The following is an 11,594-nucleotide window of genomic DNA, read 5'->3' on the forward strand; positions in this document are numbered from 1 at the left end:
GGTCCCACGCGGGAGCGTGGGACCCAGAAAGAGGGGCTCCCGCGTGGGCGCCCGCGGACGGTGTACGGTCCCACGCGGGAGCGTGGGACCCAGAAACAGAACTCGGTCTCGCGCCCACGCTCCCGCGTGGGCGCCGGCTAGCCTTCGTCAGGCGCCCGGCGGGCCAGGGCATCAAGGGTGGCCGGCAGGCCCAGCTCGACCGCCAGCGTCGCCAGCGCCCGCGCCAGCGGCGCCGGCGGATCGCGGTCGGCGAACACCAGGCCCACCGTGTGCGTCACCGCCGGCGCGACCAGCGGCAGCGCCACCAGCGCCGGGTCCGGCCGCAGCGTCGACAGCAGCAACTCGGGCACAACGCTGGACCACGGTCCCTGGCGCGCCAAAGCGGCCAGGTTGATGAGCGAGTTGGTCTCCACCTGCGGCGCCACCGCCACCCCGGCGGCGCGGAAGGCGGCCTCGGTGATGCGGCGGTTCTGCATGTCCGGCGTCAGCAGGCACAGCGGCAACCGCGCCGCCTCGGCCCAGGTCACGCTGTCGCGCCCCTCCAGCGCGGGGCCGCGCCGGGTGAGCAGGACGGAGCGCTCCGCGTACAGCGCGGTTCGGCGCACGTTTGGCAGCGGCTCGTTGTCGAGGTAGGTGACGCCGGCGTCCAGGTCGTACTCGGCCAGCCCCTGCGCGATCGCCCGCGAACTCATCGAGCGCAACACCACCCGCACCTCCGGGTGGCGGGCGGCGAACGGCGCCAGCAGGTGCGGCATGGCCGGCAGCGCGGTCGGGATCACCCCCAGCCGCGCCACCCCGCGCAGCCCCGATGCCCGGCCGCGCAGGGTCTGCTCCAGCGCGTCCTGTTCGGCCAGCATGCGGCGGGCATGGGCCAGCACGGTCTCGCCTTCGGGGGTGAAGCCGCGGAAGCTCTGGCCGCGCTCGACGATGGGCACGCCCAGGGTCTCCTCCAACTGCCGGATGGCGTTGGACAGCGTGGGCTGCGAGACATGGCAGGCGGCGGCGGCGCGGCCGAAGTGCTTCTCGCGGGCCAGCGCGACCAGATAGGCGTAGCGCCGCAGCACGGCCTCGCCCCCGGCCTCAGCCGCAGGCGGCGACGGCGCGCGCGGCGAGCACCGGGATGAGCGCCGCCCGGTACGCGGCCGAGGCGTGCAGGTCGTCGTTGAGCCCGTCGGCCGGGATCGTCACGGCCCGCGCGGCCTCCGGCGTGAAGGCGGCGTCCAGCGCCCGTTCCAGCGCCGTGGCGCGGAAGGCGCAGGGTCCCGCGCCGGTGACACCCACCCGCACCCCGGCCGCCGTGCGCGCGACCAGCACACCCACCACCGCGTAGCCCGAGGCCGGCTGCGCGGCCTTCTCGTACGCGGCCGCCCGCGGCACCGGGACCGACACCGCCGTGATGAGTTCCCCCGGCTCCAGCGCGGTTGTGAACAGGTCGATGAAGACCGCGTCGCCGTCGATCGTGCGCCGGTCGGTGTGCACGCTGGCGCCGAGCCCGACCACCGCGGCCGGGTAGTCCGCGGCCGGATCGGCGTTGGCGATGGAGCCGCCCAGGGTACCCCGGTTGCGCACCTGCGGGTCGCCGATGCGCTGGGCCAGCGCGGCCAGCGCCGGGACGGTCTGCCGCACCAGATCGGACGCGGCGATCTCGGCATGCGTGGTGGCGGCGCCGATCACCAGCGCGTCGCCGTCGCGGCGGAGGCCGCGCAACTCGGCCAGCCCGCCCAGGTCCACCAGCGCCGCCGGCATGGCCAGGCGCTGCTTGAGCGTGGGGATCAGGGTCTGTCCGCCGGCCAGGGGCAGCACGTCTTCGTCGGCGATCAGGGCCACGGCCTCGGCAACCGTGGCCGGGCGGTGATAGGCGAACTCATACATGGCGGCCCCGCGCCCCGGCTTCGGCGGCCGGTCGCGCCCGCATGGCCTGTGCCCCCGCCCGCACCGCGCGCACGATCGGCTGGTAACCGGTGCAGCGGCACAGGTTGCCGTCCAGGTCGGCCCGGATCTGGTCGTCGCTGGGGTCGGGGTGGCGGCTGACCAGGTCGACGGCGCTCAGCACCATGCCCGGGGTGCAGAAGCCGCACTGCAGGGCGTGGTGGTCGTGGAACGCCTGCTGCATGGGGTGCAGGGTGTCGCCGTCGGCCAGCCCCTCGATGGTGGTGATGGCGCCGCCGTCGGCCTGCACGGCCAGCACGGTGCAGGCCTTGACCGAGCGGCCGTCCATGAGCACCACGCAGGCGCCGCACTGACTGGTGTCGCAACCAACATGGGTGCCGGTCAGATGCAGGTGGGTGCGCAGGACCTCCACCAGCAGGGTGCGGGGCTCGACCGTCACCGCGGCCTCGCGGCCATTGACGGTCAGGCGGATGGGGATGGACATGCCGTGCGTCTCCCGGGATCCCTGGGGGGCGGGCGGTTCGTTGGGCGACCGCCCTTCGGTCGGTGCGGCTCGACGGCCGCCGTCCTGGGTACCACATCCTGGGGCGGCGGGCATCCCTCGGCGCGCAGCCGTGGAGATAGGACGGGACGGGAGACCGGGAGGCATCATGGACCAGGAGTTCGACGAGACGGTGCTGCCGGCGCTGCTGGCGTGGCGGCGGCGCGAGGGCGCCGGCGCGCTGGTCACGCTGGTGCACAAGTCCGCCTCCGGCCCGCGCCCCCTGGGCAGCCAGCTTGCGGTGTCGCGCGCCGGAGACCTGGTGGGGCTGATCTCCGGCGGCTGCGTCGAGGGCGGCATCGCCGCGGAGGCCCGGGCCGCGATGGCGGCCGGGGCGAACCGCACGGTGCGATTCGGGGCGGGGTCACGCTACGTCGACCTGCGCATGCCCTGTGGCGGGTCGATCGACGTCTATGTCGACGTCACCGTGCCGACCGACATCCTGGCCGGCGTCGCCGCGGCGGTGGGGGCGCGCCGCCCGACCGTGCTGGTCACCGACACGGCCCGGGGCGAGAGCTGGACCGAAGCGCCGGGGCCGGGCGACGATGCCGCCTTCGCGACCGCCGATCTGGCCTGGCGGGACGCGACCGTGATCCGCCGCCTGTACCGGCCGCAGCCGCGCCTTGTGCTGGCCGGGCGCGGCCCCATCGTGCCGCTGTGCGCCCAGATGGCGACGCTGATCGGCTATGCGGTCGAGGTTCTGACCGATGATGCCCATGCCGCGGCCCGGGCGGCCCCGCACGTGGCGGCGCCGGTGCGCGGCCTGGCACCGGGAGCGGTGCGCGCGACGGTGCTCGACGCCGCCACGGCCGTGGTCACCCTGTTCCATGACCACGACGTCGAACTGCCGGTGTTGCGCCACGCGCTGGCCTCGCCGGCGTTCCACATCGGGGCGCTGGGCAGCCGCGCCGCCCAGGCCGCGCGGCTGGCGCGGCTGCAGGATGAGGGCCTCCCCCCGGCCGCCCTGGCCCGCATCGAGGGGCCGGCCGGGGTGGCGATCCATGCCGCCAACCCGGCGGAGATCGCAACCGCGATCGTGGCCGGGATGATCCGGGCCTACCGCACGCACCGGCCCGGCGTCGAGGCGGCGGCCGCGACGGACGTCCCGACCGCACCGCCGGTGGACGCCTGAGCGTGCCGGCGAAGAGGGGTCGGTGGGGGGTGACTCAGGGCCGGGTGGCGCGCGCCGGGTCGGCGTCGCTCAGGCGCCGCTGGCGGTCGGCGTCGGCCGCCGCCAGGGTGTCCTCCAGCGAGCGGTCCGGGCGCAGGCGGCACAGCCCGAACGAGGCGGCCACGTAGACGTCGCGGTGGCGGCCGGCGAGCGGCCGTCCGGTGATCGCCTTGCACATGCGGGTGGCGATCATCGCCGCGGCGGGCTCGTCGGTATCCATGAGCACGGCGCCGAACTGCTCCGGCCCCAGGCGTCCCAGCAGGTCGGAGGTCCGGGTGCTGTCGCTGAGCGCGGTCGCGACCTGGCGCAGGGCCTCCTCGGCGGCCCAGCCGGCGGGCGCCGTTCCGGTCGGGGAGAAGCCTTCCAGGGTCAGGAGAATCAGCGAAATGTTGCGGGCATGACCGCCGGCATAGGCGATCATGCGCGTCAGTTCCTGAAGGAAGGCGTGCCGGGTGCGCAACTCGGAGGTCGCGTCGATGACGGTGAAGGTCTCGGCGAGGGCCAGGCGCTGGCGCAGCAGGGCGGCCTCCTCGTCGCGCTTGCGGATGATCTCGTTGAGGCGGCCGATCTCGGTCACGAAGCCGGTCACCGCAGACAGGACGGCCGGCGTGAGATCCGCTTGCGGGATGCCGCCATAGCGTCCGGCTTCGAACGACAGCCCGCCGGCGCCCTGGGGCGTCCGGCCGCCCCGGTCGCGGGCCACGCGGGTGTAGGTCCGCGCCGCCTCGGACATCGAGACCGAGCCCTTGTTCATGTCCTTGTCCTTTCCCATGCTCCGGCTATTGCCCCGAGCCTCACATAGGGCGCGTTCAGTCACGCCTTTTGGTGCAGTGCTCCCGGCATTCTTGGCGGTGCCGTGCACGCGTTGCAACGCAAAAGAGCCGCGGCCGTCACCGGCGTCTGGCGCCCGGCAACCTGCACGCACACTCCGTTGCGCATTTGAGATAAAAATGGAATATTTCCCGCCGTGCGCGGGCGGTCAGAGGCCGGAAAACGGGCGAACCGAGCACAATGGAACGATTGGACGCGGGGCGGTTCGGCGACTCTGGTCGCCCGGGGTCGCCCCAGGGGTCGCCCCAGGGGTCGCCCGGCTAGGCACGTCGATTCGACACCGCAACGAGTCGCGCGCCGGCCTGCCCCGCGATGGCGCCCAGGACAACGGCGCTCAGCAGGCCGTTGCCGGACAGATAGCCGCTGTCGCCAGCGCCGGAGACTCCGCGGGCGGCGCCGCCGGCGGCGAACAGGTTCGGGAACGGGGTCCCGGCCGGATCGAGCACACGGCCCGAGGGGTCCACCTCCAGGCCGCCCTGGGTGTGGAACAGGGCGCCGGTCACGCGCACCGCCCGGTAGGGCGGGACCAGCCGGGTCTCCGCGTCGAAGGTGCGGCCGAAGGAATCGACCCCGCCGCTTTCGGCCAGCCGGTCCATCTCGGCTAGGGTCTCGGCCAGCGCGTCCGCGGGCAGGTCGAGCCCCGCGGCCATCGCCGCCGCGCTGTCGAAGGGCCGCACCGCGCCGGTCGCCACGGCGTCGCGGTAGTCCTCGAATTCCAGCGCGGCGTCGTGGATGCGGTCGTCGAACACCGCCCAGACGGTGCCGCCCGGCTGCGCCAGCACCTTGGCCGCCTGTTCGGAGTAGCCGCCGTGCTCGTTGGAGAAGCGCCGGCCCGCGGCGTTGATCTGCACCCCGCCGCGCATCATCACCGCCCAGGAAATCAGCGTCTGGTGCGGGGTGGCGAGGTTGCCGTGGCCCTGGCAGGCGCCCAGGTCGCGCAGGCTGGCGCCCATCGCTTCGCCCCAGCGCAGGGCGTCGCCCTGGTTGCCCTCGTGGCCGTGATAGAGGGCGTCGCGCAAGGCCGGCAGGTGCCGGGCCACCAGGTCGGGCGCGCCGCCGTAGCCGTTGCAGGCCAGCACCAGGGCCTCGCAGCCGATGGTCTCGCGCGCGCCGTCCGGCCGCGCCACCGTCACGCCGCGCACCCGCCGGTCGGCGTCGACGTGCAGGTCGCGGACGGTGGCCTCGGTCAGCAGGGCGGCGTCCGTGGCTTCGAGGGCGCTCAGCAGGCAGTCCATCAGTTCGGTGCCGGTGCGGCGCGGCGTGGCGTGCATGCGCATCCGGCTGTGACCGGGATACAGGAACCCCTCGACCACCGAGAACGGGACGCCATGGGCGTCGGCCAGCCACTCGATCACCGGGCCGGACCGCGCGGCCAGGGTCTCGACGATGGCCGGATCCGCCTGGTGGCTGGCCTTGCGCTGGATGTCGGCGGCCAGCAGGGCGGGCGTATCGTCGATCCCCCGGGCGGCCTGGAAGCGGCTGCCGGCGGCCGGGATCAGGCCGGAGGACATGGCGGTGCTGCCGCGGGGCAGGGCGTCACGCTCCAGCACGGCAACGTCGGCGCCGGCCTCCTGCGCGGCCAGGGCCGCCACCAGACCGCAGGCGCCGCCGCCGACGATCAGCAGCGGCACATGCGCCTCGAACGCCGCATCGGCCGGCGCGTCCACCACCGGCATCAGGTGGCGCCCTGACCGGCGGTCGGGGCCGTCCGGGCCAGATAGGCGTCCAGGATGTCGCCGGCCGGGGCCTGCCAGATGCGGTCGCGCCGGGCCATGATGTGGTCCAGCACGGCCTCCAGCGCACCGATGCGGTGCGGCTGGCCGACCATCCAGGGATGCAGGCTCAGCGCGAACAGGCGCCCGCCCCGGGCCGTGCCCTCGGCCAGCAGATAATCGAAGGCGTCGCACACCTGTTCGGCCCAGGAGTCCTCGGAATGCAGGTTTTGGCCCATGACGAACTGATCCTCGATCTCGGTCGCCAGGGGCATGTTGACCAGCCGGCCGGTCGCCGTGGCGACGGGGTAGGGCAGGTCGTCGTTGACCCAGTCGGCGCAGTACGCCAGGCCGTGCTCGGCCAGCAGGTCGGGGGTGTGCCAGCTCTGGTGGCGAGCCGGGCTCAGCCAGCCGCGGATGGGCTGCCCGGTCAGGGTGCGCAGCGTATCTACCGTGCGCCGCACCAACTCGGCCTCCTCGTCGCGGGCGAGGGCGCTGGTGTGCAGGTGGTCCATGGTCCAGCCATGGGCCAGGATCTCGGCGCCCTGGTCGACCAGACGGCGGACCAGGGCCGGCGTGCGCTCGGCCAGGCGGGCATTCATGGCGTAGGTCGCCTGCACGCCGGCGCGGTCGAAGGCGCGCAGCAGGCGAGAGATGCCGACCCGGTTGCCGTAGTCGCGCAGGGTGAAATGGCGCAGGTCCGGGTACGGCATGGTCATGCCGTTGGGCACCTTGAACGGTACGCCGCGCTGGTTCAGCGGATAGAACTGGAGCGAGACGTTGATCCACACCGCCAGCGGCTTGCCGCCGGGCCAGGTGATCGGTGGGCGCTCGGCCAGCATGGACCAGGCGTAGCGGTCGTGGTCGTAGCCGTAGCGGCGGTGGTCGTAGCGCAGGGTGCTGTCGTCCAGGGCCATGGTCTCACCCTCCCGCCGCCGTGGTTGTCGTCTGTTTGGCGGCGATGTCCGCCAGTGCTGTATCGTAATAGTGCTCCAGGTAGTATCTGGCGATGTCGCGGCCGGTCGTGACCCAGACGTCGCTGTGCCCGGTGATGTACTCCAGCGCCTCCTCGAAGGCCCTGATGCGGTGCGGGCAACTGATCTGGTAGTTGTGGGTGGGGATGCACATCACCGTGCCCGACTCCGCGCCTTCCTGATACAGGCGGTCGAAGTGGCGCTTCAGCATGGTCGCGTAGTGGCGCGGCTCCACCTTGTTGACCGTGTAGACAATGGTGTCGTTCATCTCCAGCGAGTACGGCACCGACAGGAACCGCAGCCCCGATCGGGTGCGGATCGGCGTCGGCTGGTCGTCGTGGAACAGGTCGCAGGTGTACAGGCCGCCGTCGTCGCCGAACATCTCCCGGCCGACCTCGGCGAACAGGTCCAGCGTGTGCTCCGAGTGCGACAGCGCCGGTGCCAGATAGCCGGCGCAGGCCTGGCCGGTGTGGCGGTGGATGGTCTCCAGGGCGTCGCGGATCATGGCCCGCTCCTGGTCCTCGCTGAGGCCATAGGTATAGCGGGTGTTGTAGATGCCGTGATTGAAGATCTCCCAGCCACGGTCGACGCAGGCGGCGATCAGCTCCGGGTGGTGCTCGCACACGGCGACGGAGAGGGAGACCGAGCCCTTGATGCCGTACTTGTCCAGCAACGCCATCTGGCGGTGATGGCCCACCCGGTTGCCGTAGTCGCGGATGCCGTAGCCGGGCACCGACGGGTGCGGGTGCGGCCACGGCTTGCGGTGCGGGTTGGGCGGCGGGTCGATCTCGTAGTATTCGACGTTCGGCGCCACCCAGAACGCCACCCGGGCGCCGCCGGGCCAGCGGATGCGCGGCCGGCCCTCGTAGGGCCAGTACTCGTAGACGTCCAGCGCCTCTTTCATGCCGGGCCTCCCCTCTCGATCGCTCTCACCCCTGGGCGGCGGCGCGGCCGTCGAGCCAGGCCTGCACCTCGGCCACCGGCATGACGTCGGCGTACTTCAGGTGCATGTCGGTCAGGTTGGCGTAGTGGTAGCTCTCGTGCTTGTCGGCCACGCACTCCATGGGGACGATGGTGCGGTAGCCGTGCGACAGGCTGTCGACCACGGTGGCGCGCACGCAGCCGGAGGTCGATCCGCCAGTGACGATCACCGTGTCCACCTTGTGCCAGACCAGCAGCGAGGCCAGCGGCGTTTCGAAGAACACCGACGGCATGCGCTTGGTGTAGATGACGTCGCGGCTGTGGTCGATCTCGACCCGCTCGTCGAAGGCGGCGCGGTCGGAGCCGTACTTGATGTTCTGGAGCGAATCCGGCGTGTCGGTGCGGGTGCCCCAGATGCCGGCGTCCTCGGCCGAGTCCAGATAGGCGACGTGGCTCCACACCACCGGCCAGCCCAGCGCCCGGACCCCGCGCGCCAGCGCGTTGACGTACTCAAGCTGGCGGGGGTCGCTTTCGTAGGCGGTCTTGTACAGGTCGGTGCGGGTGTAGGCCTTCTGCGGGTCGACGTTGATCAGCACCGCCTTGTCGCCGAAGCCGAAGGGGGCGCGCTGGCTGTTGCCCAGGACCTCGTGGAAGATCTCCTTGGCGGTCTTGTCGGTCGTGATCATGCGGCGTCTCCTGCGCGCTCGCGGTTTTCATAGGTCTCGCCCATCTCCAGCATGGCCTGGGTGCCGAGGTAGGCGTTGAGCTGGGGGAAATCGAACATGCGGTCGCGGAAGGCGTCGGTGCTGCCGTCGCGGTGCAGGGTCTCGAAGAACTGCGTCGCCATGGACAGGAACGCCCGCACCAGTGCCCCGGGGAAGATGACCAGCGAGAAGCCCAGCGCCTCCAGCGCGGTGGCGTTCTTCAGCGGGGTGTCGCCGCCCTCGACCATGTTCGCCATGATCGGGATGCGCCCCTTGAAGGCTCCCATGACGCGGGCGATGTCGTCGTCGCCGCGCAGGCCCTCGACGAACAGGATGTCCACGCCGGCCGCGCGGTAGGCCTCGGCGCGTGCCAGGGCGCCCTCGATGCCCTCCACGGCCACGGCATCGGTGCGGCCGATGATGAGCGTCTGCTCGTTGCGGCGGGCGTCGAGGGCGGCGTGCAGCTTGCCGACCATCTCGCCCAGGGGCACCAGAGTCTTGCCGCGCAGGTGGCCGCAGCGTTTGGGGTAGGCCTGGTCCTCAAGCTGGATCGCGCTGGCGCCGGAGCGTTCCAGCATGCGCACGCTGCGCATGACGTTCATGGCGTTGCCGAAGCCGGTGTCGCAGTCGACCACGATCGACAGGTCGGTGCGCTCGCGGATGTGCATCAGCGCGTCGTTGACCTCGGTCAGGCTCAGCAGGCCGATGTCGGGGCGGCCGAGCTGGGTATAGGCCAGGCTGGCGCCGGACAGGTAGACGGTGCGGAACCCGGCCGACTCGGCCAGCGTGGCGCCGAGGGCGTCGTACACCCCGGGGGCGACCTCGATGCCGGGCCGGCCGAGACGCGCCTTCAGGGACTCGGGGGAGCGGGCGTGGGCGGGATCGGTCATGCGGGCAAACGTCCTTGGTGTGGCGGGGACCGGATCAGGGGGAGACGAGGGCCAGGTCGTTCCAGACGTCCTGGCGGGTCAGGCGGCCGTGGCGGACCTCGAACCGGTCGATGAAGCGCACGCCCTCGAACGGGGTGCCGTCGGGCCATTCCCCGTGCAGGTGGCCGTGGCAGGTCACCACCGCGTGGTCGAGGTGGTCGGCGGTGTCCACGGCCTCGAAGGTCTTGCGCACGAAGCGGTAGCGGCCGCGGGCCCAGGCGACCAGCTCGTCCAGCCGGGTCATCGGGCCGCTGCCGGGGAAGGTCATCACGAAGCCGTCGGCCAGGTGGGTGGCGGCGGTCTCCAGGTCGCGCGCCTCCATGGCCGCGAGGAACGCCGTCACGACTTCCTCGGGCGTCTGCTCGGGCGCCGCCGCCGGGGTGCGGGCGTGGCCGCCGCGGGCGTAGCCGTCCGGGTCGACCTCGTGCAGGAACACGGTCACGGCCTCGGGGGCCGCGCCCAGGACCGCGGTGGTGGCGGCGGTGAGGCGGCGGCACAGCCGCTGCCGGACCGGACCGGAATAGCCGCGGATCAGGCTGACCTGTAGGGTGGGCATCGGGCGCGTCTCCTCTCGGCGGTCCTGGCGGCGGGGCCTGTGTGCGCGGTTCGTGGGGGGCGGGGGGGGGCGGGTCGGCGAGCGCAGGAAGGGACTGGCCTTCCTGGATCACCAAATGTACGATGCGTAATACATTGAGTACGGCGAAGGCGACGGGTGCGTCAACCCCCTTCCGCGCGCCCGGCGCCGCGACCACGATCGGACGGGACAGGCCACCATGACGCATGACGCGACGCCCGCCGCAGGGCCGGCGGTCGCCGGGGTGAAGGCGAATCGCATCTTCCTGCTGCTGCAGGATGCCATCCAGAGCGGTCGCCTGGAGCCGGGCGCCACCCTGCCCGGCGAGTTGAAGCTGGCCGAGCAGTACGACGTCTCGCGGGTGACCGTGCGGCGCGCGCTGGAGGCCCTGCGTGAGGCCGGACTGGTCACGCGCCGGCCGGGGGTCGGGACGGTGGTGCAGGCGCCGCCGCTGGCGTCCACCCTGACCGCCAGCGTCGCCAACCTGCTGCCCAACATGGTCCGCATGAGCGAGGCCTCCGAGGTGCGCCTGCTGGAGTTCCGCTACATGGCCCCGGGGCGGACGATCCGCGACCGCCTGGGGCTGGCGGCGAGCGAGCGGGTGCAGCGCTCGATTCGGGTGCGGCTCATGGACGACGTGCCGTTCTCGCACCTGACCACGCACGTTCCCGAGCGCATCGCCGCCCACTACAGCGAGGCCGACCTGGCAAAGACGCCGCTGTTCGCGCTGCTGGAACGCGGCGGGGTGCAGGTCGGCCGCGCCACCCAGACCATCTCCGCCACCCTGGCCAACGGCGAGGTGGCGCAGGCGCTGGAGGTGCCGGAGGGGGCGCCGCTGATCGCGCTGACGCGCGTGGTGTACGACCAGGCCGGGCACGGTGTGGAGCACCTGGACGCGCTCTACCGGCCCGACCGCTACCGGCTCCAGATCGACCTGAACCGGGCCGGCGCCGAGACCGAACGCTATTGGGAACCTTTGGCCGATCCCGACGAGGGGGCGGCGGGGTAGGGGGCGGGGTGTGCCCACGCTCCCCCGGGAGCGGGAGCGGGAGATATCCCCGGCCGGTCTCGGACCCATGCTCCTGCGTGGGTCCGCGCGCTGCCGCCAGGGCGCCCACGCGGGAGCGTGGGCGCGAGAGGAAAGCCAGGGCGCCCACGCGGGAGCGTGGGCGCGAGAGAGAAGAGGGGCGCCCACGCGGGAGCGTGGGCGCGAGAAGAGATAGGATCGCCCACGCGGGAGCGTGGGCGCGAGTGTTGTCTGACACATGAACCTGCAGAAACCGGGACTTTGGGGGCTATACCGAAAGATATTGGGATTTCAAACCCCTACCAACAAAATTTGGGTCG

12 protein-coding genes are annotated in these 11,594 nt (G+C 72.5%); 2 read left to right on the top strand and 10 right to left on the bottom strand.

All coding sequences use genetic code 11. The features are described 5' to 3' along the window. Positions 1-137 precede the first annotated feature (137 nt). The 3 genes from GGD88_RS15815 to GGD88_RS15825 are packed head-to-tail and all read right to left on the bottom strand — an operon-like array spanning position 138 to position 2,374. Positions 138-1,064: a LysR substrate-binding domain-containing protein gene (locus tag GGD88_RS15815; protein ID WP_184437204.1), complete on the bottom strand. Its 927-nt coding sequence runs from the start codon at positions 1,062-1,064 to the stop codon at positions 138-140. A 16-nt stretch (positions 1,065-1,080) separates the two neighbouring features. After that, positions 1,081-1,872: an FAD binding domain-containing protein gene (locus GGD88_RS15820; protein WP_184437206.1), complete on the bottom strand. Its 792-nt coding sequence runs from the start codon at positions 1,870-1,872 to the stop codon at positions 1,081-1,083. Then, a complete protein-coding gene (locus GGD88_RS15825; RefSeq protein ID WP_184437208.1) occupies positions 1,865-2,374 on the bottom strand; it encodes a (2Fe-2S)-binding protein in 510 nt (169 codons plus the stop codon). The genes GGD88_RS15820 and GGD88_RS15825 overlap by 8 nt, the downstream gene beginning before the upstream one ends. Positions 2,375-2,540: 166 nt before the next feature. Between GGD88_RS15825 and GGD88_RS15830 the strand changes: the two genes are divergently transcribed. Continuing rightward, a complete protein-coding gene (locus tag GGD88_RS15830) occupies positions 2,541-3,563 on the top strand; it encodes an XdhC family protein (protein WP_184437210.1) in 1,023 nt (340 codons plus the stop codon). A 34-nt stretch (positions 3,564-3,597) separates the two neighbouring features. Here the strand turns inward: GGD88_RS15830 and GGD88_RS15835 are convergent, their stop codons facing one another. The 7 genes from GGD88_RS15835 to GGD88_RS15865 all read right to left on the bottom strand — a co-directional run bounded on the left by GGD88_RS15835 (position 3,598) and on the right by GGD88_RS15865 (position 10,229). After that, positions 3,598-4,374, bottom strand: coding sequence for a GGDEF domain-containing protein (locus tag GGD88_RS15835; RefSeq protein ID WP_184437212.1), 777 nt, complete (start codon positions 4,372-4,374; stop codon positions 3,598-3,600). A 319-nt stretch (positions 4,375-4,693) separates the two neighbouring features. Further along, positions 4,694-6,109, bottom strand: a complete 1,416-nt coding sequence (locus GGD88_RS15840; protein WP_184437214.1) for an FAD-dependent oxidoreductase — start codon at positions 6,107-6,109, stop codon at positions 4,694-4,696. Then, positions 6,109-7,062 (bottom strand): polysaccharide deacetylase family protein, encoded by a 954-nt coding sequence (locus GGD88_RS15845; protein WP_184437216.1) that lies wholly within the window; start codon positions 7,060-7,062, stop codon positions 6,109-6,111. The genes GGD88_RS15840 and GGD88_RS15845 overlap by 1 nt, the downstream gene beginning before the upstream one ends. 4 nt (positions 7,063-7,066) lie before the next feature. Beyond that, positions 7,067-8,023 carry a polysaccharide deacetylase family protein gene (locus GGD88_RS15850; protein ID WP_184437217.1) on the bottom strand — a complete coding sequence of 319 codons (957 nt, stop codon included), beginning with the start codon at positions 8,021-8,023 and terminating at the stop codon, positions 7,067-7,069. 25 nt (positions 8,024-8,048) lie between these two features. Continuing rightward, positions 8,049-8,726: an isochorismatase family protein gene (locus GGD88_RS15855; protein ID WP_184437219.1), complete on the bottom strand. Its 678-nt coding sequence runs from the start codon at positions 8,724-8,726 to the stop codon at positions 8,049-8,051. Next, the gene (locus GGD88_RS15860; protein ID WP_184437221.1) at positions 8,723-9,634 is read right to left on the bottom strand and encodes an isocitrate lyase/PEP mutase family protein; all 912 of its coding nucleotides are present in this window, start codon (positions 9,632-9,634) and stop codon (positions 8,723-8,725) included. The genes GGD88_RS15855 and GGD88_RS15860 overlap by 4 nt, the downstream gene beginning before the upstream one ends. Before the next feature lie 34 nt (positions 9,635-9,668). Further along, positions 9,669-10,229, bottom strand: a complete 561-nt coding sequence (locus GGD88_RS15865) for a nuclear transport factor 2 family protein (RefSeq protein ID WP_184437223.1) — start codon at positions 10,227-10,229, stop codon at positions 9,669-9,671. 217 nt (positions 10,230-10,446) lie between these two features. Between GGD88_RS15865 and GGD88_RS15870 the strand changes: the two genes are divergently transcribed. Beyond that, positions 10,447-11,256, top strand: a complete 810-nt coding sequence (locus GGD88_RS15870; RefSeq protein ID WP_184437225.1) for a GntR family transcriptional regulator — start codon at positions 10,447-10,449, stop codon at positions 11,254-11,256. The last annotated feature ends 338 nt before the right edge of the window (positions 11,257-11,594 follow it).

This window comes from Roseospira goensis (assembly GCF_014197795.1).
Taxonomy (GTDB): domain Bacteria; phylum Pseudomonadota; class Alphaproteobacteria; order Rhodospirillales; family Rhodospirillaceae; genus Rhodospira; species Rhodospira goensis.

Excerpts from the sequence above, each read along its gene's own strand:
- GGD88_RS15830 (WP_184437210.1), top strand. The coding sequence starts at position 2,541 with ATGGACCAGGAGTTCGACGAGACGGTGCTGCCGGCGCTGCTGGCGTGG.
- GGD88_RS15860 (WP_184437221.1), bottom strand. The coding sequence starts at position 9,634 with ATGACCGATCCCGCCCACGCCCGCTCCCCCGAGTCCCTGAAGGCGCGT.
- GGD88_RS15855 (WP_184437219.1), bottom strand. The coding sequence starts at position 8,726 with ATGATCACGACCGACAAGACCGCCAAGGAGATCTTCCACGAGGTCCTG.
- GGD88_RS15850 (WP_184437217.1), bottom strand. The coding sequence starts at position 8,023 with ATGAAAGAGGCGCTGGACGTCTACGAGTACTGGCCCTACGAGGGCCGG.
- GGD88_RS15870 (WP_184437225.1), top strand. The coding sequence starts at position 10,447 with ATGACGCATGACGCGACGCCCGCCGCAGGGCCGGCGGTCGCCGGGGTG.
- GGD88_RS15820 (WP_184437206.1), bottom strand. The coding sequence starts at position 1,872 with ATGTATGAGTTCGCCTATCACCGCCCGGCCACGGTTGCCGAGGCCGTG.
- GGD88_RS15825 (WP_184437208.1), bottom strand. The coding sequence starts at position 2,374 with ATGTCCATCCCCATCCGCCTGACCGTCAATGGCCGCGAGGCCGCGGTG.
- GGD88_RS15835 (WP_184437212.1), bottom strand. The coding sequence starts at position 4,374 with ATGGGAAAGGACAAGGACATGAACAAGGGCTCGGTCTCGATGTCCGAG.
- GGD88_RS15840 (WP_184437214.1), bottom strand. The coding sequence starts at position 6,109 with ATGCCGGTGGTGGACGCGCCGGCCGATGCGGCGTTCGAGGCGCATGTG.
- GGD88_RS15845 (WP_184437216.1), bottom strand. The coding sequence starts at position 7,062 with ATGGCCCTGGACGACAGCACCCTGCGCTACGACCACCGCCGCTACGGC.
- GGD88_RS15865 (WP_184437223.1), bottom strand. The coding sequence starts at position 10,229 with ATGCCCACCCTACAGGTCAGCCTGATCCGCGGCTATTCCGGTCCGGTC.